The organism is Bacillus sp. T2.9-1, assembly GCF_950097965.1.
In the GTDB taxonomy this organism is placed as follows: Bacteria; Bacillota; Bacilli; order Bacillales; family Cytobacillaceae; genus Niallia; species Niallia hominis.
Window position 1 is genome coordinate 18099 of the sequence record NZ_CATNHG010000085.1, and the last position, 24172, is coordinate 42270.

General features: G+C 36.0%; 24 protein-coding genes. 6 read left to right on the forward strand and 18 right to left on the reverse strand.

Going from position 1 to position 24172, the window contains the following annotated elements; all coding sequences use genetic code 11:
• Positions 1 to 158: 158 nt before the first annotated feature.
• The 4 genes from QQZ16_RS09725 to QQZ16_RS09740 form a co-directional block, all read right to left on the reverse strand.
• Entirely contained in the window at positions 159 to 476 is a 318-nt protein-coding gene (locus QQZ16_RS09725) for a hypothetical protein (protein ID WP_235252127.1), read from the reverse strand.
• A gap of 92 nt (positions 477 to 568) precedes the next feature.
• A complete protein-coding gene (locus QQZ16_RS09730) occupies positions 569 to 1135 on the reverse strand; it encodes an NADPH-dependent FMN reductase (protein ID WP_235252126.1) in 567 nt (188 codons plus the stop codon).
• Between the two features lie 5 nt (positions 1136 to 1140).
• Positions 1141 to 2205 carry an LLM class flavin-dependent oxidoreductase gene (locus QQZ16_RS09735; RefSeq protein ID WP_235252132.1) on the reverse strand — a complete coding sequence of 355 codons (1065 nt, stop codon included), beginning with the start codon at positions 2203 to 2205 and terminating at the stop codon, positions 1141 to 1143.
• Positions 2206 to 2222: 17 nt separating this feature from the next.
• Positions 2223 to 2765 carry a YwhD family protein gene (locus QQZ16_RS09740; protein ID WP_031535824.1) on the reverse strand — a complete coding sequence of 181 codons (543 nt, stop codon included), beginning with the start codon at positions 2763 to 2765 and terminating at the stop codon, positions 2223 to 2225.
• Between the two features lie 337 nt (positions 2766 to 3102).
• Between QQZ16_RS09740 and QQZ16_RS09745 the strand changes: the two genes are divergently transcribed.
• A complete protein-coding gene (locus QQZ16_RS09745; RefSeq protein ID WP_284561320.1) occupies positions 3103 to 3897 on the forward strand; it encodes a hypothetical protein in 795 nt (264 codons plus the stop codon).
• A gap of 108 nt (positions 3898 to 4005) precedes the next feature.
• Here QQZ16_RS09745 and QQZ16_RS09750 read toward each other — a convergent pair whose 3' ends face one another.
• From QQZ16_RS09750 to QQZ16_RS09805, 12 genes are all read right to left on the reverse strand, one after another.
• The gene (locus tag QQZ16_RS09750; RefSeq protein WP_235252125.1) at positions 4006 to 7431 is read right to left on the reverse strand and encodes a glycoside hydrolase family 2 TIM barrel-domain containing protein; all 3426 of its coding nucleotides are present in this window, start codon (positions 7429 to 7431) and stop codon (positions 4006 to 4008) included.
• A 146-nt stretch (positions 7432 to 7577) separates the two neighbouring features.
• Positions 7578 to 8120, reverse strand: a complete 543-nt coding sequence (locus QQZ16_RS09755; protein WP_031537919.1) for a D-lyxose/D-mannose family sugar isomerase — start codon at positions 8118 to 8120, stop codon at positions 7578 to 7580.
• A gap of 559 nt (positions 8121 to 8679) precedes the next feature.
• On the reverse strand, positions 8680 to 9204 hold the full coding sequence (locus QQZ16_RS09760; protein WP_031537920.1) for a YceI family protein: 525 nt from the start codon (positions 9202 to 9204) through the stop codon (positions 8680 to 8682).
• Between the two features lie 407 nt (positions 9205 to 9611).
• Positions 9612 to 11645, reverse strand: a complete 2034-nt coding sequence (locus QQZ16_RS09765) for a 5'-nucleotidase C-terminal domain-containing protein (RefSeq protein WP_235252131.1) — start codon at positions 11643 to 11645, stop codon at positions 9612 to 9614.
• 513 nt (positions 11646 to 12158) lie between these two features.
• On the reverse strand, positions 12159 to 13412 hold the full coding sequence (locus tag QQZ16_RS09770; RefSeq protein WP_031537922.1) for a YeeE/YedE family protein: 1254 nt from the start codon (positions 13410 to 13412) through the stop codon (positions 12159 to 12161).
• A 179-nt stretch (positions 13413 to 13591) separates the two neighbouring features.
• Positions 13592 to 14203 (reverse strand): NAD(P)H:quinone oxidoreductase, encoded by a 612-nt coding sequence (gene wrbA / locus QQZ16_RS09775; protein ID WP_031537923.1) that lies wholly within the window; start codon positions 14201 to 14203, stop codon positions 13592 to 13594.
• Between the two features lie 184 nt (positions 14204 to 14387).
• Positions 14388 to 14999, reverse strand: coding sequence for an alpha/beta hydrolase (locus QQZ16_RS09780; protein ID WP_031537924.1), 612 nt, complete (start codon positions 14997 to 14999; stop codon positions 14388 to 14390).
• The gene (locus QQZ16_RS09785; protein WP_235252124.1) at positions 14996 to 15943 is read right to left on the reverse strand and encodes a ring-cleaving dioxygenase; all 948 of its coding nucleotides are present in this window, start codon (positions 15941 to 15943) and stop codon (positions 14996 to 14998) included. Before QQZ16_RS09785 ends, QQZ16_RS09780 begins: the two co-directional genes overlap by 4 nt.
• A gap of 23 nt (positions 15944 to 15966) precedes the next feature.
• The gene (locus QQZ16_RS09790; RefSeq protein ID WP_235252123.1) at positions 15967 to 16578 is read right to left on the reverse strand and encodes a flavin reductase family protein; all 612 of its coding nucleotides are present in this window, start codon (positions 16576 to 16578) and stop codon (positions 15967 to 15969) included.
• A 22-nt stretch (positions 16579 to 16600) separates the two neighbouring features.
• Positions 16601 to 17539 (reverse strand): ring-cleaving dioxygenase, encoded by a 939-nt coding sequence (locus QQZ16_RS09795; RefSeq protein ID WP_235252122.1) that lies wholly within the window; start codon positions 17537 to 17539, stop codon positions 16601 to 16603.
• A 143-nt stretch (positions 17540 to 17682) separates the two neighbouring features.
• On the reverse strand, positions 17683 to 18138 hold the full coding sequence (locus tag QQZ16_RS09800) for a MarR family winged helix-turn-helix transcriptional regulator (RefSeq protein WP_235252121.1): 456 nt from the start codon (positions 18136 to 18138) through the stop codon (positions 17683 to 17685).
• Between the two features lie 650 nt (positions 18139 to 18788).
• The gene (locus tag QQZ16_RS09805) at positions 18789 to 18920 is read right to left on the reverse strand and encodes a YuzL family protein (protein WP_152910826.1); all 132 of its coding nucleotides are present in this window, start codon (positions 18918 to 18920) and stop codon (positions 18789 to 18791) included.
• Between the two features lie 158 nt (positions 18921 to 19078).
• Between QQZ16_RS09805 and QQZ16_RS09810 the strand changes: the two genes are divergently transcribed.
• Positions 19079 to 19714, forward strand: a complete 636-nt coding sequence (locus QQZ16_RS09810; RefSeq protein ID WP_048718061.1) for a pentapeptide repeat-containing protein — start codon at positions 19079 to 19081, stop codon at positions 19712 to 19714.
• Between the two features lie 79 nt (positions 19715 to 19793).
• Here the strand turns inward: QQZ16_RS09810 and QQZ16_RS09815 are convergent, their stop codons facing one another.
• Positions 19794 to 21716, reverse strand: a complete 1923-nt coding sequence (locus QQZ16_RS09815) for a right-handed parallel beta-helix repeat-containing protein (protein ID WP_048718060.1) — start codon at positions 21714 to 21716, stop codon at positions 19794 to 19796.
• Positions 21717 to 21834: 118 nt separating this feature from the next.
• On the opposite strand from QQZ16_RS09815, the gene QQZ16_RS09820 reads away from it, so the two are divergent.
• The 4 genes from QQZ16_RS09820 (at position 21835) to QQZ16_RS09835 (ending at position 23348) form a co-directional block, all read left to right on the forward strand.
• A complete protein-coding gene (locus tag QQZ16_RS09820) occupies positions 21835 to 21981 on the forward strand; it encodes a hypothetical protein (protein WP_235252120.1) in 147 nt (48 codons plus the stop codon).
• A gap of 51 nt (positions 21982 to 22032) precedes the next feature.
• On the forward strand, positions 22033 to 22590 hold the full coding sequence (locus tag QQZ16_RS09825) for a helix-turn-helix transcriptional regulator (RefSeq protein WP_284561321.1): 558 nt from the start codon (positions 22033 to 22035) through the stop codon (positions 22588 to 22590).
• Between the two features lie 66 nt (positions 22591 to 22656).
• A complete protein-coding gene (locus tag QQZ16_RS09830; RefSeq protein WP_048718058.1) occupies positions 22657 to 23073 on the forward strand; it encodes a hypothetical protein in 417 nt (138 codons plus the stop codon).
• A 29-nt stretch (positions 23074 to 23102) separates the two neighbouring features.
• A complete protein-coding gene (locus QQZ16_RS09835) occupies positions 23103 to 23348 on the forward strand; it encodes an indolepyruvate ferredoxin oxidoreductase subunit alpha (RefSeq protein ID WP_048718056.1) in 246 nt (81 codons plus the stop codon).
• 165 nt (positions 23349 to 23513) lie between these two features.
• On the opposite strand, the gene QQZ16_RS09840 is transcribed toward QQZ16_RS09835, so the two are convergent.
• Positions 23514 to 23903, reverse strand: a complete 390-nt coding sequence (locus QQZ16_RS09840) for a hypothetical protein (RefSeq protein ID WP_048718055.1) — start codon at positions 23901 to 23903, stop codon at positions 23514 to 23516.
• Positions 23904 to 24172: the final 269 nt, after the last annotated feature.

The window sequence follows — 24172 nt, forward strand, 5'->3', positions numbered from 1 at the left end:
TTGATAATAACATATATTTGAAAAAGGTGAACAAAAAATACAAGGAGAGAATTGGAAATAAAAATTTTTATTCTTTGTATGTACATTAAATAATTATTTTTCCTTTTCATCAAAGAAAGCCAGCACGTTAAGATTTGAGTGCTGGCTTTTTAATCCATTTAATTTTCCATCTTGGAAAGAGTTATTTTTATAAACTCTTTTTCATGGTGTTCTAATAGTTCGCGAACATCCATATCATCAATGAAGAAGTCATCAACATATTTCGTGCCTCTATAGTAATGCTGTTTCCCTTCAAAGTAAAAAATATCTGCTGTTCCCTCATACGTATAGGTTCTCTCATCTTCACAAACAATAGAAAGAGAAATCTTTTCCCCATTATAGCCCGTGAAATATTTTGATAAAGGCATATCATTTATTACCAATACATCTGAACCTATATCCCGCTGAATGGTGACAATTCCCTTAAGTTCTTCCATTCTTACTCTTCCTTTTAAAATACTAATTAGACTAAAATGTATAATAATTAACTGCAGTATAATGAAGTGAAGTAAATTTCTACCACTTTATATTAGAAATCGTATTTCGCTTCTTTTTTCTCTCTTATTTCCGAAAAGGTCTGTGTCAATACAATTGTATCTTCCACTAATCGTTCAATGCGGAATAACACATCATCATCTGTAATCTCTTTTCGATAGAAATCCTTTTCCTCAATAAATACATAGGTTTGCACAATTTGTGCTTTCATATAAGCCAAGATTGGTTTTAATTGCTGCTCCACAATTAAATAATGCTTCGCAGAACCTGCTGTAACTAACATACTAACGACTTTATCGCGAAAAGCATTTTGAGGCAATAAATCAAAAATGTTTTTTAACGTAGCTGGAATCGATGCTTGGAAAACCGGTGTTCCAATAATAATGGCATCAGCTTCCATTAATGTTTTGGTCACATATCCAGCATCTCCATCATACTCTAAATAATTTCTTCCATCACTAAATGGAATATCATAATCCGCTAAGTCGAGTAACGTTATCTCCACTTCTGGATAATGTTCTGCAATAGTTTTCATTGTGTAATCCATTGCTGTTCTAGTTTTCGATCCGACTTTCGAACCGGATAATCCAACAATCTTCATATTTCTTATGCCTCCGATTTTTTCGTGTATTTTCTAATAGCCGGCAAGATTTCAGTACCAATAATTTCTACATTTTTCATGACTTTTTCAAACGGCATTCCACCAAAGTCAATTTGCGCAATATAACGTTGATGACCAAACATTTCATGTTGATAAAGAATTTTTTCAATTATTTGTTGTGGGCTTCCGATATTCATAATATTATGCGGATCTACTCCCTGTGCAAAATGTTGTTTTGGGAATCCAGCTCCGTTCGTTTTTTTCATGCCTTCGTTAATATGCGGATACATATCCTTTAATGCTTGTTGAGATGATTCTGCTGCGTAGAAAAAGCCTGCTGTTGCTACTGGCAGTTCTGCTGGGTTAAATCCACTATCTCGTGCTGCTTCCCGATAGGCATCTATTGTACGTTTAAATACAGAGGCTGGTCCTCCTAAATGTGCCATAAACATTGGTGCTCCTGCAATTCCTGCTCTAATTGCACTTGCTGGTGTTCCTCCAACAGCTCGCCAAATCGGAATAAAGCTGTTCTTAGGACGTGGTAAAACTTGTGCATTTCTTAACGGCGCACGAAATTCTCCGCTCCAATTCACTACTTCCTCTTCATTAATTTTCATTAATAATTCAAATTTTTCCTCAAATAATTCTTCATAATTACGAAGATCATAGCCTAATAAATCAAATAATCCTACTCTTGATGCACGTCCAGCAATGATTTCAGCTCGACCTTTTGAAATTAAATCAATTGTGGCGAAATCTTCGTATACTCGAACAGGATCCGATGTACTGATTATCGTGGAGGAGCTAGCGATTTTAATATTTTTCGTTGCTTGTGCAATCGCTGATAACACAACGGAATGTGCTTGTGTAACAAAATATTCTTGATGACTTTCCCCAACACTAAAGAAATCAAGACCCGCTTGATCTGCCAATTTTGCATATTCAATTATTTCATGTACACGTTCTTCTGCAGAAACCCTTTCTCCAGTGATTGGGTTTGGCAAATGATCGCCTAGTGTATATATTCCAAACTCCAAGCCTCTGCTTGGATCTATTCCATATTTTTTCAATTCATTCACCTTTCCTCTTATAGGCTATCTTTCAATTCCTCAGGGGATTTCTCCCAATATTCATTGTTAAAATCAACAAGAAATTTCTTTAAAGCTTGTTTGGATTCATCATCCATGATGTCTAATACAAATTTTCTTTTGATTGCTTTATCAAGACTGTTTACATGCTCTGGCATTGACTTATAGCCAAAAATCCTTCTGCTTCCTTCTTTCGTTTTCGTTGCAACTAAAATTTCGCAAGCACCTGCACCAGAATAGTGAACCCCTTTCTGGTTTCTGTCCAACGCAATCCAAATGACCCAATATTTATGTGGATCTAGCTCTTCCACTTCTTCTTTCGTCACATTCTTAAAAAATACCTTTTGCTCTACTTTGCTTCTACCATGCAAAGCACCCATATCTATAAATACTTCTTGTGTTTCTCTATCGATAATAATTGGTGTCACATTCTCTAAAGAAATAGAGCCTACTCCGTACCCACCATCTCCCTTGGTAGGGTCATTTCGTAAAATATTAAATTGAGCGTTTGGCTTGGATGATCCTTCTTTTTTGTTATCCATATTTTTCACTATTTTCCTCCTTCCAGTATTATTGCTTCCTTACCCTTCACTTATATTCTCGTGTTGAACGAGAAATGCTACGAATTGCCAATACAAAAATATGTACGGACTTCTACTTAACAAGTCTCTTTCCTTCATCTATAAATTCTCGATACTTTTGTGTAATTCAAGACGTTTTTTCAGGATATACGCCTTTATAAATGACTTGTCTTGATTGTAATATTAAGGGTTATAATGATTAATGGCAATTATTCAGCTTACTAGGAAATGTTCTTATGTACTTACAAAGAAGTTTAAGTCCATTGTATATTTTGTCTATCTATTAGGAAGGCTATGTATGATTCTCGTGGATAGTAAATACTGGGTGTTGGGTGTTGGGAAGTTTCATTTGGAATTTGATAATTTGCTGCTTTTTTGGCTTTTACTTGTTTTTATGAAAACCACTTTTCTTCTCTCCTCTGGGATTTTTGGTTTTCATTCGCTTGATGAAAACTTTTCCCCGATATCTCAGAGTTTTGGTTCTCTTTGTCTTGGGCACAGTGAACGCTTCTCTGTTACCTTTTCCTGCTTCTTCTCTTGCTTTCGGGCTCAGAGAACGCTTCTCTGTTACCTTTTCTTGCTTCTTCTCTTGCTTTTGGGCTCAGAGAACGCTTCTCTGTTACCTTTTTCTGCTTCTTCTCTTGCTTTCGGGCTCAGAGAACGGTTCTCTATTACCTTTTTCTGCTTCTTCTCTTGCTTTCGGGCTCAGAGAACGCTTCTCTGTTACCTTTTTCTGCTCCTTCTCTTGCTTTCGGGCTCAGAGAACGCTTCTCTGTTACCTTTTTCTGCTCCTTCTCTTGCTTTCGGGCTCAGAGAACGCTTCTCTGTTACCTTTTCTTGCTTCTTCTCTTGCTTTTGGGCTCAGAGAACGCTTCTCTGTTACCTTTTTCTGCTTTTTCTCTTGCTTTTGGGCTCAGAGAACGGTTCTCTATTACCTTTTTCTGCTTCTTCTCTTGCTTTCGGGCTCAGAGAACACTTCTCTGTTACCTTTTTCTGCTCCTTTGGTTTTCATCTGCTTAATGAACACCACTTTTCCCTGCTCTCTCAGATTTTTAGTTTTCATCCACTTATGAATACCTACTTCCTTCTCTAACCCCTCTTATTTTCCAAATGCTAACCAACAAAAATTTCATCATCACCAAAAACGCAATAAAAAGCTTACCGTACTTTTTCATTCGTACGGTAAGCTTCATTTTAAGCTCTATCTTTTAAATTGGAACCACTCAAAATCAAAATTACTACCTGGTAAAAAGACAAAAGTTACTTTTTGTATTCCAGTTATTTTCTCTAAATCAAATACACGTTCTTCATAGCCAACAGAGTAAAGAAATTCAACCATCTGATTGCTTTCGCCTTCTTGGTTTGCGAAACGTATATGAATGGTGTTTTTTTCAATTGGTGACTTTCCTGAAATAATGAGCTTTGTTGCCCCTGTCTCAGTAAAATCAAATTGTTCAAAAGTTAATGATACATTATTGCCAATTCCTTCTACGCAATTTTCTTTTACTTCAAAGGTATCCCCATAGATGTGGTTACACTCAGACGCATAATTACGTTCAAACGCTTGATTTTTCTTTTCAAAATAAAAACCTTTAATATGGACCTTCTGATGTAAGATAAAGCACAGTGATTTAATTCCACGAAGTCTTTTTGACAATTGGAATGTCTCTTCCTGATAAACATTCCACTTAGATGGCTTTTGATAAATGACATCTGCTAATAGCTCACTGCCCTCTTCATCCGGCATTCCTTCCCAAATTTGGATTGGATACTCTTCATCTGATAAGGAAAAAATCGGCATCGTAATTTTGTCTGATCCATAATTTCCAAAGTCTATTTCTCGAAATCCTACTTGTGTTTCGCCATCCCTACTTGTGGCGACACCTCGTTCATTCCCATTAGTTACTTCGCCTTTGGTGTAGTCATATAAACCAGCTGAGATAAATCCGTACGGATCCTTATAGGCTTTTCCGAGACCAGCTGCCTTAAACTCTAGCTCGGAAATGAGTTTTGTTTTATCTGTACCATTCTTACTTGTACAACGAAGACGAAATTCACCATCTCCTAAAGCACTAACCTTTACTTTATCACCTGCTACTTCCACTTTCGAAATATTCGATTCAATACCAGCATCGTTTACAACACTCCACTTTACTTCTCTATAAGAAGTGTCTGCAGGGATTAGTTTAGCATGAACGAATATGTCTGTTTTAGTTGGGTCGAATAATTGCCCAGATTCACTAATGATTTCAATTTTACGAAGAGGAATTTCTCCTTCTTCTCCCATCACAATTGGAGTATCAGTGTTTTTCATCGTTGCAGATATCCCAACTAATTCATTGTCTTCAGCCGGTTGAGCGTCTATTTCTAGGCATGCACTCTCTAGTCCTTTAGAATTTACCTCTATCTGAATTTTCCCAGGTTCAGTCGTTGCAGCAATTATGGCCATTAGCTTCCCACTAAATAATCTTCTGCTTAAACCTTTGTACTGGTCATAATCCGTACTATCCCCATTATCTAGACCAATCAAACGACCAGCACCTGTTACATTTACATTTACACGATTTGTAGCATTTTCAACTAGGTTTCCATCCTGGTCCTTTGTTGCAATTTCGATAAAAGCAATATCCGTTCCGTTTGCAGTAAGTATTCGCTTATCTGCATTCAAGCAAATTTTCTTCGCATCATCGAAAGAACTTTTCGTATCCGTTGCGATAATATTCCCTTTTTCATCATAGGCAATGGCTGTTAACTGCCCTTTTTCATAAGGAATTTTCCACCAGCCAACCAGCTCTGTTCCCTTTTCATGATCGATAACATGTGTACCAATCTTATTACCATTCAGCTGTAATTCCACTTTAGGTGCGTTTGAGCATACACGAACATCAATCATCTGCCCTTCACTAAAATCCCAATAAGGAAAAAGATGTACCATTGGTTTTTCCCGGTAGTCTGTCCATTCTGCTTGATAAATATAAAAGGAATCCTTCTTAAAAGTAGCTGTATCAATTTGACCAAAATATGCATTTTTCGTATGATAAGGGGTTGGTTCCCCGATATAGTCAAAACCTGTCCAAATAAAGGTTCCTAGGGAAAATACTGCGTCTCTGTCTGCTATAATACTAGCTTCCGTTGACTTAGCCCCCCAGCTAGTGGAGCTATTCCCAAGGGCCGAACACTGTTCATCATCATCTGCAAGAATGGATTGTTCATAAGGGAAATGATAAATGCCTCTACTTTGGACAACAGATGCAGTTTCACTACCATATATAATCCAGTCTGGATGCTCTTCATGGTGTTTTTGATAATATTTTTCACCATAATTATAGCCTGCTACTTTTACAATATCTGCACATTTTTGTGCATTTTCCCATGGCATATAATTGGAGCCAATCGTCATCCATGCATTTTGCTTCGGATCATATTTATGTACTTCCGCCATTAACTTTCTAGTTAATTCCTGCCCTCGCTCATCTGCATGGGTATCATAAATCTCATTTCCAATGCTCCACATTAATAAACTTGGATGATTTCGATCGCGCTTCACCCAGCTTTTCACATCGATTGGTGCCCATTCCTTAAAGAATCGTGCATAATCATACTTTGTCTTTGGTCTTTCCCACATATCAAAAGCTTCTGAAATAACGAGAAAGCCCATCTCATCAGCCAAGTCCATTAATTCCTTTGCTGGCATATTATGGGCTGTCCTTATGGCATTCACACCCATTTCTTTCAATATTTCAAACCTTCTCTTTAAAGCTTGTTTATTAAATGCAGCTCCTAACGCTCCCAAATCATGATGTTCGCAAACTCCATTCAGCTTCATCCTTTTGCCATTTAAATGAAAACCTTGCTTTGAATCCAGAATTATATTTCGAAAGCCAATGTTTTGTGTAATAGCTTCTACTGTCTTTAATTCCTGATTGATAATTTGTAATTCTGTTTGAAGCTGATAGAGATTGGGCTCGTCTATGCTCCACAGCAATGGATTATCGACAATGAGCTTTTGCTGATTCAAGACAGAATTTTCCTTACCAAAATCTATCGTTTCAGAGACAGATGCTATTCTTTGATTTTTGAAAAAAATTGAATGGCTAAGCTGCACATCTTGATCAAGTGCTAATTCTGTCTCAACTTCAACATGCCAGCGAGTATCCTCTTGATTCATCGTGATGTATATTCCATCTGTTACAAGATGATTAGTATCTCTTGTTTTAAGCCAAACGTTACGATAAATTCCAGCTCCTGAATACCACCTACTATTGGGGCTTTCATATACAACCTTCACGAGGATGTTATTTTTCCCATCAACCATAGCGGCTGTAATATCATGCTCAAACGAGGAGTAACCATTTTTCCATTCCCCTACAAACTGATTATTTATATACATAGTTGAATCCATATATACGCCATCAAAGCTTAGCAGTACTTGTTCACCTTGTTGCTTAGAATAGAAAAAGCTTTTGCGATACCAGCCAATGCTAGATTCATAGAGATCAAGAGTATTATAAATAAGCCAGTCATGTGGCAAATCAATTGGCACAAAATCTAGGTTTCTACTATCTTCGACTTCTAAACTTGTTTTTGCAAATTCCCATTTATCATTAAAAAGCGTTTTCATATTCATGTAAGGTTGCTCCTTTATCGTTAATTTCCTATACATTTCCCTGCGAGGAAAGGGGTTGTATCAATCGCTAATATTTTTATTACCTTTGAAAAAATGATTTAGTTGCACTTATTGCTTCAAGAGAAAGGATTGAAACCTTCCTCTGCCTACTTTATCTCTGGAATACGCTTAATAGTTGGATCGGTAAAAATATCGTATTCATCCCGACTAGTCGTTGAAAACTCAGAAATGACAGCTCCCTCTTCACTTGCCTGGAACCAATGAAGGGTATTAGGAGGGATTGTGTATTGGTCTCCAGGATTCAATTCTATTTCATGAAAGACGGTGTAATATTCTTTGCTTGCTTCTGGAACAGTTGCTTTTCTATTCACTGTCTCTTCTCCCTCCACATACAAATATACTTTACCGAATCTGCATCGAAAGGTTTCTGTTTTCCCTACAATATTATTGATTGGTGGATGTTTATGCTCTGGACAAGTTTGATTTGGAAATAACACTAGTTCCTTCGCACAATAATGATCATTATTGATATACGTAATCAGCTGTAATCCTTGTGTATCTAATTGATCTAATCCAAAGTCCGCTACCTCTACTGCTTCTTGCTCTGATTCACTTAAGATAATTCCTGCCTGATTTAAGAATTCGAGGGTACGCTTTTGTACTTCTTGATAGATCGTGTTAGTCAACATATTAAGCATCCTTTCCAAAAAGATTGTTATGGACATCATAAATTGCAAAAGCTGTTACTTCTGTTGGTATTCTATTCAGCTAAAAAAAGTCCCTTTATATGGGCAGAAGATATGGTAGCTGAGCCATTGATGGCTACATTAATCATCCATGCGCGGCTCCTTTCTATTTCATTTTATTTGCGACCTTAATGAATAATACAAATTTTATTGAAGGAAACTAGAATTGCCTAATTGGAAATGAGACGAAACTATTTTTAGTAATATCTAGATGGAAATAAAAATACTAAACTAGTATAAGAGAGGAAAATATCAAAGAATTGCTTAATTATTTCATGGTTATTTTTTCTGAAACATCTGTATACACTTTTTGATAACGATTACATATTTCTGTAAAATTTTTACTTATTATACAGAAATATAAATTAGTACTTTCAAATCTTTATTATAAGAAGAAAATTCTTTCTTTTCAAGATAAAATTGTAAACCTTTTCTTTTTAAATCAAAAAAGATGGCTCTTACGCATCCTTTCAGATACATTAGAGCCATCTTTTTTGATTCCTTATGCCGGATTTACTTCTAGTTCTACTTTAATTTTGATATCTTTTCCTACTAGTACGCCACCTGATTCAAGTACTGCATTCCAAGTAAGACCGAATTCTTCACGGTTGATTTTTGTTTCTGCTTCGAAACCGTAAACTTCTACGCCCCATGGATTTGTGCCTTTTCCGCCGAATTCTACATCAAATGTAACCGGCTTAGTAACATCCTTGATCGTTAAATCACCTGTTACTTTATAGTCATCGCCATCTTTTGTAATTGATGTTGATTTAAAATCAATTGTTGGATATTTCTCTGTATCGAAGAAATCACCTGATTTTAAATGATTATCGCGATCTTCGCTATGTGTATTAATGCTTGCTACATCAAACTTGAATGCAACGCTAGCTGTTGTTAAATCTGTTAAATCAGCAGCTTCAACGTCTGCAGTGTAAGAATCAAATTGCCCCTTTACTTTTGAAACCATCATATGTTTTACTTCGAATCCTACGCTTGAATGTGATTGATCAACTGTCCATTTTGCCATTTTAAAATTCCTCCCATTTTCCTTTTGTTTTTTTACTTTGAATTCAAGATATTTATTATAAAATTAGTCTCCCTTGATCTTTCTAGAAAATTTCAAGGCAAACTGATTAGAGATTGCTATTGATAATTTACTTTGAAATAAGTTATCTCTAATTAAAGATAATTTTAACACATCTATTTGTTTTGTCTATACTTTGCTGAAAAAATTTTAAAAAAATTTATGGAGAAATTATTCCCATCGTAAATTCCTTCTCCAAAAGGCTTGCTGTGCTTTTCCATTTCATTATGTACAGGGAAGGTGTTCTCTACTTTTACTGAATTTCTTTTGTCATTCAAACTATAAAAATAGTCCTTTTGTTAAAGTAACTAACACTTAACAAAAGGACTATTTCATTTGAAAATGTATTATTATGCTTTAGAATACTTCATCATTCTAAATACAAGGAACCCAATCCCTGCTACTAATAAAATACCACCAACCAAAAGCATTGTGTACATACTTGTAGCTGTATTTGGAAGAGCATTTCCTTCAGAAGAATTGGACACTGTTTCTTTAGAGCCTTGATTATCATTAACATCCTGCTCTAATTCCGTATCATTTTCAATACCAGCATTATCTCCAATATCTGTATTATCATCATCCGTTTCTGAACCTGTTGCATCTGTTGGATTATCTGTATCGCTACTATCGTCTTCATTCCCACCAGTTTCAGGATTTTCTACTTCTGGTTCCTCTGGTGTAACTTCTTCCTCTTCATCCCCAGGTGTTTCTGGATCTGTCCCAAGCAAATCAGTAATTCGTCCTTCTAGAACAGGGTCGGCCACTCCACCTAAATCCTCGACCATATATTTACGAAGCTGTTCCCAATCAATTTCACCAATATCTTGCACTCTACCCTCTTGATATGCTTTAGCGAATACGTCAAATCCATCTCCGCCTTTAGCAGTAAAGTTATTTGTTGTTACAAGATATTTCTGATTTGCTTGGATCTCTTGATATTCTCCATTTACTTTTACATACATGGATATAACACGAGATCCAGACTCTTTTGTACTATCATACGTAAATTTCATGCCAGCTACATGGAGGAAACCACCGCTTTCTGCTGGTGCTTGACTTACACTATGTTCAAGAATTTGCTTTATTTCCTCACCAGATAGTTCTACAACTACTGGGTCATTTCCAAAAGGAAGCACAGAAATGATTTCTCCAATTGTAATGGGACCTTCCTCAATTGCCGCACGGATTCCGCCACCATTTTGGAATGCAATAACGGTTTCTGGATATCTTTCTTTTGCTTTGGCAAGCATTGCATCTGTCACAAGATTTCCTAATTCTGTTTCATTTGCGCGGACACTTACATCACTGTCCGTAAGACGTGGATTTGCTAGAGTTTTCTTAGCAATTGCCCCAGATTCCTGTGTAGAAAGCTCGGTTATTTTTTCTTTATATGGAGCTAAAATAGCTGCAGCTTCTGAATCTTCTTCTTTACTAGCAACATCAATTAGCTGTCCAGCTTGTCCGATAACTACACCATTTCCATCAAATTCCACCTGTAGTTTTCCTAATAATTGCGAATATTGATATGCTTGAACAACAACGGTCGGCTCCTTTTCTGTGCCCTTCTCATCTTTATTTACAACAACTGGCTCGCTTAACTGTGTATGAGAATGTCCTCCAACTACTACATCGATTCCATCGACATATGTAGCTAGCTGTAAATCGTTCCCGAAATCAGGATTGCTATCATAACCAAGATGAGTTACAGCAACAATTTTATTAATTCCCATTTCTTCAAATGCTTGTACAGCTCGTTCAGCCTCTTTAATATAGTTTAAGAATTTTACATTTACAGGACTAGAAATATTTGCTGTATCTTCTGTCGTTAAACCAAAAATCCCAATCTTTTCTCCATTTACTTCTTTCACCATCCCATCAAAAACTTTCCCATCTTCTGGTGAATCAGTAAACTCATTTTTAACAAGCTTATTCATGAATGCATCACTGGAAAAATCTACATTTGTTCCAAGTAGTGGGAATTTGGCTGCAGAAACAAACTCTGATAAGGATTTATGACCATTCTCACTAGATCCTAAATCAAATTCGTGATTTCCAAAAACCATTGCATCCAAATCCATCATATTTAATAGAGCTAAATCTGCTTTTCCATGATATTCATTGAAATACAATGTACCAGAAAAAACATCCCCTGCATTAAAAAGTAGCGCTTCAGGATCTTCTGTACGTACCTCTTTAATTGCTGTCATCATATTTGGTAATAGATCAGCATGTGCATGTGTATCATTCATATGCATAATCGTAAGCTTAAAGCTATCACTATTTTCCTCAGCATATGTACTAGCTGGTAAAACAATGGATACTAAAAGTGCAAGTGTAGTAATAGCGCTTAAAAGAAATGTAAAATGCTTCTTCCCTTTCATCAACCAGTTACCCCCTAATTAGTTCTGTTGACCGTAAATGGAGCTAATCGAATCACCACTCTATTTGTCAACTATTCTCCCTTATTGTAGAAACTCTCTATTAATCTACTATTAAGTGTTTGTAAAAAACAAAAAATATTTTCCCTTTAAATGACACCCCCTAATCCTTCTATCAACAACTGTGAAAATTTAATACATATAAATAGTAGTTTTCATTAACTAGTATAAAAAATTATTAAATCATTATCTATGCATTAAATAGACTTTTCTGAAAATGAATAAAAAGGCCCTGCTTTAAATCATTAAATTAAAGCAACAGGACAAAAAAAGAGTGAAACTATTTATACTAATCTTTTCCGTAAAAAAAAGATTACTAGTTGATAGGTTCACTCTATTATTTATTTAGTTTTGTCCAAGGATTAAAACTCTCTAGCGAATACATCGACATGATCAGACAATTCTACCTTTAACTAAAAAAATAGGCACCAACAAAGTTGATACCTACTTTTTTTATTAACAGAATGAATCCTTTGATTTTGGTACAGAGAGTCCAAATAATGGGCGGAGGTATAAGGCTACGAACGTTCCAGCTAATGCTAGAATACCCCAAACATAACCATGTACGCTGAATGATGCGATACCGCCAAAATACGCACCAACGTTACAGCCAAATGCTAAACGTGAGCCATATCCCATTAGTAAACCACCAATAATCGATGCAAGCACATTTCCAAGTGTCACTTTTGAAAATTTAAATAATCCACCTGCAGCTGATGCTAAAAAGGCACCAAGGATTACTCCAAAATTAAGGATTGTAGTTGAATCTGCAAAAATAGATGCTTCTAGAGCTTGTGCATTTCCTTGCCAGAATCCCCAGCTTGCTACATCCATTCCAAAGAATTGCGCTACTTTTGAACCCCATAAAGCAAATGCAGACGTAATTCCCCATGGTGTGCCACGAGTCATTAATGTTAATGCGTTAAGTACAGCTAACACGATTGCTGCTGCAAATAATGGCCAAGAACCGCGGAAAATACGTTTCCAGCCTGTTGTTGTTGGCAGTGGGGCCATTTTTGGTGCTTTTCTTTTTCTTTCCACAACCAATGTAATCCATGCAATGAATCCAAATAAGATAATAGATACAAGCCAAGCTCCACCATAGCCAAGACCTGTTGATGTTGCTAATGAAATCGGTGCAAAAGATGGTAGATCTTCTGTCCAAAAAGACAGATGAGCTGCCCCAATCGTTGAACCAATAATAAAGAATAATAGTGTTACGAACGCAACAGAACGTCCCCCACCTACTGCATACAAGGTACCGGATGCACATCCGCCACCAAGCTGCATACCAATACCAAACATGAAGGCACCGACAACAAGACTCACACCAACTGGTGATACATAACCTGTTGCTCCAGTTCCAAAGAATGAAATGCCGTATGCTAAGATTGGTGCAAATAACGATACTGCCACTGCTAGCATTAACATATGTGCACGCAATGCTTGCCCATTACCAACTGATGCAAGTCTGCGAAATGCTGATGTGAAACCAAAACGAGCATGAAACAATGTATAACCAAGTAAAAGACCTAAAATTAATAATATAGGCTGCATACTCTTTTGTGTCATTATTAAGTAGACTAATAGAATTGCTGCAACAATAAGTCCACCGATAATTAAAGGCATCTGTGGAGCCTTTAATCCTTTTTGATGTTCAGGTAGACTCTTTGCATTTTGAGTCGATTGAACGTTTGCTGAAGTTGCCACCCCAAAACACCCTTTCCCCATTTATATAGTCGGAATTACTTTGTTTATCATAAAGTTATTTTAAGGTAGTGTCAATATAAAAATCCTCCTTTTTTTATTTTTATAAAAATAAAGCCTTTTCATCCATATAAAAAACCAGAAGTCATTACTCCTGGTTTCTTCCTATTATTCTTTTTTCATTATTGATTTCCTTTTTTAACCCATTCTGCAACTGTAACAGTACGTTTTGCTTGGTGTTTTACAGCTCCTTGAACGTCTTCAATCATTTTACCGTCTTGTCCAACTGTTACACTTGTTCCATATGGATTTCCACCTGCTCCGAAAAGAACTGGATCTGTGTAACCTGGAGTAGCAATAATCGCACCCCAATGCATCATAGAAGTATATAGAGACAATAATGTTGCTTCTTGACCACCATGTGGATTTTGCGCAGAAGTCATCGCACTCACTACTTTGTTAACCGTTTTTCCTGTTGCCCATAATCCACCTTGTAAATCAATGAATTGCTTCATTTGAGATGGCATTGTGCCAAATCGTGTAGGAACGCTGAAAATAATGGCATCTGCCCATTCAATATCTTCTGATGATGCAACAGGTACGTCTTTTGTTGCGTCTACTGTTGCTTTCCATACTTCATTGCTGTCGATAACAGATTGTGGAGCTAATTCTTGTACTTTTACTACCTTCACTTCTGCTCCTGCTTCTTTTGCTCCTTCTGCTGCCCATTGTGCTAGTTGATAGTTTGTTCCACCCATACTATAAAAAACGACTGCTACTTTAACATTTGACATACTTTCCATCTCCTTTGATTTTCCGAATAATTTATTTAATATCCCCATAAGTACACCTGCTTTTATTTAGTAAAGGAAACTTATAAGAACCACCTCCATTGAAAGGATATTTCAATGTTAGCTGTTCTTCTTATTCCCTATTATATGAAATTTATGATTATTTTTTTCTTTTAACTAGATTAGATTAGCTATTAATAAATGTAGCATACCATTTAGCAGCTGCTTCAACTTCTTGTGCTGTTAATTGGTGACCTCTATTTTCCCAATGCATTTCTACATTAGCGTTGGCAGCGGCTAGCAATGATTGTAACTCTGTTGATTCTTCTGGTGAACAAATTGGATCATTTGTTCCTGCTGCAATAAATACTCCTTTTCCTGTTAAATCAGGAAGAGTAATTCCTCTTCTCGGAACCATTGGATGATGAAGAATGGCTGCTTTTAATGCATCCTGATAATGGAATAATAAGCTTGCTGCAATATTAGCACCATTAGAATAACCAATTGCAATAACATTGGCTCTGTCAAATTCATATTTTTCGGCAGCTTCATCCAGAAATTCATTTAATTCTTTTGTGCGAAAAATCAAATCCTCTTCATCAAAGATACCTTCTGCTAAACGCTTAAAGAAACGTGGCATGCCGTTTTCTAAAATATTTCCGCGGACACTTAGCACGGAAGCACCATCATCAATCATCCCAGCAAGAGGCAATAAATCTAATTCTGTTCCCCCTGTACCATGCAACATCAATAATGTTGGCTTTTGTGGATCTTTTCCTTTATTGAAAATATGTTTCATTCTTTCTCCTCCTCTAGAATTTTAACTTGTACATTAGGCAAAGAAGCTGTAAGCTCTTCTCTTTTTTCCTCTAGCCAATCAGGTAGCATAAGCTTCTCCCCTAGATTGCTTAATGGCTCGTCTACAGCAAATCCAGGTCCATCTGTAGCTATTTCAAAGAGTATGCCGCCCTCTTCATGAAAATATAATGCTTTAAAATAGTTTCGGTCTTTAAGCTCAGTTGGATAATACCCCTTTTCTACTAGAAGAGCCCTCCATTGCTGAAGCTCTTGTTCATCTTTTGCACGCCAAGCAATATGATGGATCGTGCCTGCTCCCATGAGACCGCGAACGGTTGGTGATAATCTGATATCAATCATATTACCTATATGTGATTCAGATGAAAAACGCAGATACTCAGCGTCTTCTCCAACACATGTAAAACCTAATATATCTTCAAGCACTTCTGCGGTTTTATTTGGCTGAGCAGAAGTTAACGTTGCCCCACCGAATCCCTTAATTGCAACAGTTGAATGAATATCACCCATTTGCCAATTATTTAATGGGCCTTCCTTTCGTTCTACTAATTCGATAAGAAGGCCATCTGGGTCAGCAAACTGCAAATACTTTTCGGCAAATCTACTGGAACTTTCCACTTCTACTCCAAAGCGCTGAAGCCGACTTTCCCAAAACTCACTGGAACCAACTGGGATAACATAGCTAGTAACGCCAACTTGCCCTGTGCCAATTCTACCCTTTAACTGTTTTTCCCATGGAAAGAAGGTAATTACTGTTCCTGGACTGCCAGTTTCATTCCCGAAATAAAGATGATATACTTCAGGACGATCGAAATTAATCGTTTTTTTTACTAGTCTCAATCCAAGAACACTGGCATAAAAATCGATGTTTCTTTGTGCATCATTCACCATAGCAGTAATGTGATGAATCCCTACTGATTTCGGCATCCTTATCCTCCCCATTCAAGAAATTATTTTGGTCTTTCCTTCGTGAAGATTTCACCAATTTTTGCATAATCATTTCCTGCTAATCTGCTGACAGCACCTAACCCTCTTGGATTAATTCTACCGTCCTCGTAAATTTCTTCCTCGATATGGTATTGCACCACTCTTCCGATAAGAAAATCACAGCCAGGAGTTGTACCTTGATTTCCCAATTCTAGGACATGTTCCAGCACACATTCCAAACGAATTTTTGCTTCTTTGATACCGGGCACAGTGATTTTACTGCTTTCAATTGGCGTTAAACCCGCTATTTCTACCTCGCTTTCAATTGGAGAAAGAGTTGCTGCCGTTTGATTAATTTGCTCCACATTTTGTTCATCCACAATATGAATAACAAATTCCTTTTTGTTTACTATATTTCTCGCAGTATCCTTCTGTTTTCCATTAGAGCGTTGAATAGATACAGACACCATAGGAGGTTGAGAAGACACAATATTAAAGTAGCTAAAAGGAGCTCCATTTAAAACGCCCTCTTCAGATAAGCTAGTAACAAAGGCAATTGGCCTTGGAATGATGCTTCCGATTAAAAATTTATAATTATCTCTTTCTGAAATTGTATTCGGATCTATGGCACGCATTAAAGAATCATCCTTTACAAAGTTAATCGAGAATTCTTACTTCAACTGGTATTAATCTTCGTTCTAACTGTTCTCTATATTGCTCATATTGACTTGGCAACATTAAATTTTCTCCCATTGTTTCTTGAGATTCATCAATTGCAAATCCTGGAGGGTCTGTTGCAATTTCAAAAAGAATTTCCCCATGCTCTCTAAAATAGATTGCATTAAAATAATTTCGGTCTTGAACTGGTGTAACTTGATATCCATTTGCTGAAACATGTTTTTGCCAATCTAATTGATCCTCATCATCCACTGCTCTAAAGGCAATATGGTGCACGGTTCCAACACCCATCGAGCCACTTCTACCTGCTGTTATTTTAAGATCAATCACATTTCCAATATCGCTGAAAGAACGAAATCTAATATATTCTCCTTCTTCTCCAACCTTTTCAAATCCCATTACCTTTTCTAAAACTTCCGCTGTCTTATCTGGTTGCTTGGATAAAAGAGTAGCACCGCCAAACCCTTTAATTGCGTACTCAGGCATTATCTCGCCAAACTGCCAGCTATTGTTTTTCCCTTCTTCTCTTCCCACAATTTCTAGCAATAATCCATGAGGATCCGTAAACGCTAAATATTCTTCTCCGAAACGCTCTGTTTTGGTAAAAGGAATAGCAAACTTTTCTAATCGATTTTCCCAAAATGGAAGTGCGCCTTTTGGAACAACATAAGAGGTTACTCCAACTTGGCCATCTCCAATTACCCCTTGGCGTGCACCAACCCATGGGAAGAAAGTAATTATCGTTCCAGGGTTTCCTCCTTCATCTCCAAAATATAAATGATAGGTTCCTGGGTCATCAAAGTTTACGGTTTGTTTTACTAAACGTAAGCCCAGTACTCCTGCATAAAAATCGACATTTTCTTGTGGATGGCCTACGATGGCTGTAATATGGTGAATTCCACTTGTTTTTTTTGACATTTCCGTTCACTCCTATTCCTTATAAACTCTACTCTATTACTTAATATTCGATAATAGTTAGAAAATCATTTGTACGATTTTTATAAAATGTACTATTAGTACGAATTGAAATATTATTAATTCGAGATATTATTTCAAAAAAATTACATGCTTTGTGCATGGAGACCTAATTTTTTCAGCTGTTCAATTAGTATTTCTTTTTCTTTTGTTTCTAATCCGCCACATATCTCTCTCATGGCTGCTTTATGCTTTGGAAAGACTTTGTCCATTAGTTCGGTTCCTTCCTCAGTAATAACCGCATAAGTAATCCGACGATCTTTAGGACATGGCTTTCTTCGAATTAATTTTTTATTCTCTAATTTATCTACAACATAAGTAATACTGCTACTTGCAATCAGCACTTTTTCACCGATCTTTTGAATTGGCTGATCCCCTTTACTGTAAATTAATTCAAGAACAGAAAACTCTGTTGGATTAAGTCCAAGACACTTTATATCTTCTTCTACTCGTTTCTTAATCGATTGTAAAGCTCTCGATAAAACGACAAATACCTTTAAAGATAAATCTTCATCATATGTTAATAATTCCTTATTATCCATGATAATCTTCCTTTCAATTATCTTGAATTCGAGATAATTATATAATACACTCTTTATGCCTGTCAACTGGTTTCTGATAAACTTACAATAAATCGGCTTCAAATTCCAAAAAGGTTTCATACTTGCTTATTCACACCACACCCTTTTTCGTCTATCTACTGGTGGATAGACGAAAATAGAATGCAAGAGTCGTAAAAGCGGCGGATACTATCTTGCTTTGGACCATATATTTGTTTTTTGGATCATATCCTTCTTCCTTTGGACCATATATTTGTTTTTTGGATCATATCTCCCTTACTTTGGACCATATATTTGTTTTTTGGATCATATCTCCCTTGCTTTGGACCATATATTCGTTTTTGGATCATATCTCCCTTGCTTTTGGACCATATATTTGTTTTTTAGATCATATCCTTCTTCCTTTGGATCATATATTTGTTTTTTGGATCATATCGCCCTCCCTTTGGATCATATATTTGTTTTTTAGATCATAACCCACCTATTTTAGAACATATTGTTCAATCCTGGATCAAATTATATATATATCAAAGTACAAAATATGCCAACACTAGGCTTTAACTAACAGCTAAACTAAAATACAAAAAAACAGGTGGAATTGCTTCCGCCTGTTTAACTCATTTTGCTAAGTATTAAGACTTCTTTTGTTTTTTTCGAGAAGAATCTGCCTTCGTTCTCCCCGTTTCCTTTGTAGTTGTCCCTTGGCCTTCAGGTTGTGTCGAGCCTAAGCCAATTGTTGATGGATCTGCTTTTCTGTTTGGCATGATAATCACCTCCACTTTCTATTGTTCCTTGAAATAGGGAAGTTATGTAATACCTAATTGTGCTGCACATAAATGCATTAAAAAATACAGTCTTTCATTTAACTTCATATTTACTTATAGTTAATGACACAGGAAAGTAACTGGAGAGGAGTAATTAAATGAAAATAGAAGCACCAAAAATTCCAACTAATTTACCTGCAAGGAATTTTCATGATATTTTATATGAGGAAGACCTAGAGCTAGAAATGTGCCAGATTCAGCATTCCGTTTTTAACGATGAAGTATTAAATAAAGTGCGATTATCAAAAATGGTGCTTAAAAATTGTAAATTTATCAACACTGATTTTTCTGGTATTGAAATGACAGATGTTGTCTTTGAGAACTGTGATTTCTCTAACGCCAAAATGAACATTTCTTCGATACACAAATGTACATTTAGCAATTGCAAATTATTAGGCGTAGATTTTACAGACTCACGGTTTGGTAATGTTCAATTTAATGATTCTTTATTAAATTTAGCGGCATTTGGGAGCTCCAAATTAGAAAAAGTTCGGTTTCTAGACTCACCAGTAGAGTCGTCTGATTTTTACGATTGTATCTTTAAAAAGGTAGAATTTAAAAAATGTATAATGGATGGAGCTAATTTTGAAAGGACTTCTCTTAATGGTGTGGACATTAGTACATCTACTTTCCAATCACTAATGGTATCCCCATCAGATTTAAGAGGCTGCAAGGTTTCTACTTATCAAGCGATTCAATTTTCCGCTTTATTAGGATTGGAAATCATCGACTAATTTAAGACAGAAAAAGCTAGCAAGTCGATTGCTGACTTACTAGCTTTTTTATCCTATTATGGAAGGATTCATGCAAACATTATCCCCAAACCTTCACATAATTCTTCCCTTTTTTCAATGTGCTTATTGGTCCTAGCACACTTCTCTCTTGTCTTAATTCTCCTAAATAATCCGTATCAACAGCTACTTCACTTCCATCCGGATTTTCAAAGTTAGCATCCACAATGCGGACTCTTTCAAGTGTTTGTGTTGTTTGTACCTCGCCAAGAATACTCTCATAGTTCTCTGGAAGTTCAATTGATAGATATACTTCTGTTCCTTCTTCTACTATCTTTAAGCTTGGATTAAAGGTATCTTCTACTAGCTTTTCCTCTTCTCTTTCAAAAGGGCGTGCTCCGTTTAAATAAGCATTACGCTTAATATAAACCGGCTGCTCTACTTTATTAAATGATTCATGGTCGCCTTCTTCTTGATGAACGGTTTCAATATATTCCTCAAGGGAAGCTGTATAGCCATTGTAATGAGATGTACCAACACCTTCTAGCGTCTCATCCCCAACAAAGATATTATTGTAAAAACGATCATCGCCACCATACGTTACAGCAAAACCTGCTACCTCTGTGCTATGTGGAAAATGATATGGCGTCGCACGATCAAGCATTTTGCGGTGGACCATTTTTCCGCGAATTAAATTATTAATGTAAGCTCCACCCTGGGCATGATTATCTAAAGCGTAATCTGCTGTTAAAATATTATGATCTACGATATAAGGACCACTGCTAACTTCTACAAATAAATCACGATTATTACGATAATAAAGATTGCTGCTGACTCTTGTTCCTTGTGTTTGCCAATCTAGCCATGTTCCTAATGAACAATCATGAATGCGATTATGGTGTATTTGGACATCAATCGCAGCATGAAGCTTGATACCAGCAATCTCATGGCCGTAAAACTCTCTCTTTAAGGCAATATTATAAATGTGATTATTATAAATTTCACTAAATACACAGCCTAGGTGCCCAACAATACCATTTTGTCCGCAATCATAGATTATATTATTTCGCACGATGTGGGAGCCAATCTTCTCTTTGCTCCAACCAGCTTGTCTCGCAAGGAAGACAGATTCTAATTGATATTGATAGCCTGGTTTATCTTTTCGCTTCGTACGATAGTTATTTCCAGTTGATCCTTCTTTTCCAAGACTTATGCCACTACATTTGGAATCATGGATGATATTATCTTCAATAATCCATCCTTTACTCCAATGAGGGCCAAGTAAACCTGGCTGATCAGCGGTAGGTGGTGTCCATGGTGTTGCTGCTTGGGCCATCTCGAATCCTTTTACGGTTATATAATTAATGCCAGTTTCTTCAGGATAGAAGCAAGCTTTTCGAACATTTATCTCCACTAACTCTTCATTCGGATTATACGCGTGAAAATTAGCATAAATACTTGTTGAGTCTTCATTTACCTGAGTAAACCAAACATAAGCTGTTTGCTCAGGGTTATGTACAGGAACAACCTTCTTTGTCCAGTGATCTAATACTTCTGTTTGCTTTTGAGGATTTTTAACTTGTTCTAATGTTTCTGCTTCATAAAAAGACCTTCCATTTAGGTATACATCCCCTAGATGTCTACCTGGATTATAGACAATCCAATCGCCAAATATTTCCTCTTTATAGGGATTATACTCTCCAAAAAATGAATTTGGGAGTTCCGTTTTCCAAACAGTACCTTCTACTTGCTGCCAATTTTGAATCTGCTCTGAGCCTTTGATGACTACTTTTTCACCGTCAGCTGCTTGATAGGTAATTCTTCTTGTATTGCTTAATCCCGCATTTTTCGGTTTTACCCATTCACGATATTCCCCTTCATGCACAATAACGGTGTCTCCTGCAACCGCAACTGAAGCTGCCTTGTTTATGGTTAAAAATGGACTTTGTATCGTTCCCTCTCCTAGATCTGAACCATTTTTTGCTACGTGATATTCTACAGCCATTTTTCTTCCTCCTTCATTGTGACTCTGTCCTCATTATAGAAACTTTAAAAAGTTGTTACTATTCAAAATGTAGTATAATTTAAGACAATATTAGTGTTTTTGCATAGGAGGAAAAGAATTGGTTTTTTTTGAAAATCACGGCGTAGAAGAAAAAGAATCCTTTGAAAAATTCACCCTAATGAATTTCAACTTTCCTCTCCACTTTCATCGAGCCTATGAATTAATCATTGTTAACGAAGGGGAACTATTCGTTCGCGTGGATTAAAAAGAGTATTTACTTAAAAAAAATGATGTTGCCTTTATTTTCACGAATCAAATGCATGAATTCAAAACAATCCATCATTCCCATATCAGTGTCATTATTTTTTCACCTGAATTAATAGGACATTTTTTTATGAATTACAAAGGCTTTATTCCTGATAATAATGTCATTCACTTAAAGGAAACACCAAATTTAGACGCAATTGATTCTATTTATCGTCAAAAAAGTTTTCTTTATGATATATGTGGTAATTTAGTAGAGAATACAAAATTAACGCCTGTTGAGTACTCAACAAAAATGAAAGTATTTCATAAAATACTCCTTTATGTGGATAATCATTATAGTCAGGATTGCACATTAAAAGCTGTTGCAAAGCATCTTCAATATGATTACGCTTACCTTTCCAAGCTTTTTGTTCATATTACGAACATGACTTTTACCGAATACCTTACCCAATATCGAATTTCACAGGCTTGTTATCAGTTAAAAAATAGTCAACAGCCGATTGGCGAAATTGCAATGAACTGCGGGTACAATAATTTGCGATCTTTTCATCGGAATTTTAGAAAAATCACTAACTTTTCACCTAGAAAATACAGGGAACTCTCGTAATAATCATGTATATTATGCTAATTTTATGTACATTTTATAGATACAATGCTTAAAGGTGGGATCTCTATGGAAAACGCCTCAAGAAGATTACAAATATTAATGGGCGACACGTTACAAATACTTGATCATATGAAAGTAGATGCTGACAAAGATACGATGCTTCAGCAAGTAAAAAGTGACTTACAAGAACAGAATAGCCAAATGGATAGACTTACAAAATCAGACGAAGAGATCATCAACACTGCGATCTCCATGACACAAAGCCTTGATAGAATAAACAATATAGTCCAACAATTAGAAGCAAGCTTAATGGAGGACTATCAAACATCAACAGGGGGCATTGATGAATATCAACATATGTCCATCGATGAGCAAAGGGAACATCCCGAAAGCTATCATGATAAGATTGATTACTTAAGTGCCGTAAAGATCCGAGAAAATATAAATCGAATGAATGAAGTACTACTCAGCATAAGATCTTAATAATATTTATTATTTGAGGGGGGATTCCAATGCCTTTCGTTATAACTTCACCATGTATGCATGAAAAAGCAGGTGATTGTGTAGATGTTTGTCCTGTTGATTGTATCGCAAAGGGAGAAGATCAATTCTATATTGATCCAGATATTTGTATTGATTGTGGTGCATGTGAAGCAGTATGTCCTGTTTCAGCAATTTATCATGAAGAAGAAGTGCCTCCGGAAGAGCAAGCCTATATTCAGAAGGCAATTGATTTTTACAAAACATATGAAGGATGACAAGAAACAAATCAACTTTATTTTGGTTGATTTGTTTTTTTAAGGGGGAGGATGAATTCTTCTATTAAGCTAAAAATCCAACAAAAAATCTTGCCTAAATACTACTAGGCAAGATTTTTAAGTTTAGGTCAAGCACCTAATCTAACCATATGAAAAGGTTGCGCCTTAAGCTCCCTCTTTTTCCAGATTAGCATCAATTTCTTCTTTTAGCTTTTCCACTTCATCTTCGATTTCAGCTGGAATATATTTTGATTTATTTAGGTACGTTTTGCTTAAAGAATAATCAGGAACTGCTTTAAAAGCATTTGCTAGAAAATAAAAATTCACTTGTGCATCACTGCCAAGGCCAATTGATTCATCAATAATTGATTGATAGTCGCCTTTTTCTAATAAGCTAATAAATTTCTTATCTTCATCTGTTAATTCTTTAGCTTTTGTTTCTTGGTTTGCATTACTCTCTTCTTTTACTACTTCTTCTTTGTTCTCTTCCGCTGCATTTCCACATCCTGCAAGCAAGAATAAGAACGCTACCATAAATAGAGAAAGATATCTCATTTTAAACCTCTCCTTATACGCATATAATATAATTATTATTCCAAAAAACGCTACAATTTATGAAAAACCTATGTAGAAACTTGAAAAAAAATAGAATCATAACATTTCTTAGATTGTTGTGTATTATTAGAAAACTTAGAATATTATTCATCCTCTGCTGAAAAATAAACCGAAGAATCCCTCACAAAGATGCTTGACTGGAACATTTTAGCATACTTATTTTATTATATCAATATATTATGATTTGTTTTTTTATTCTTAAAAATCAA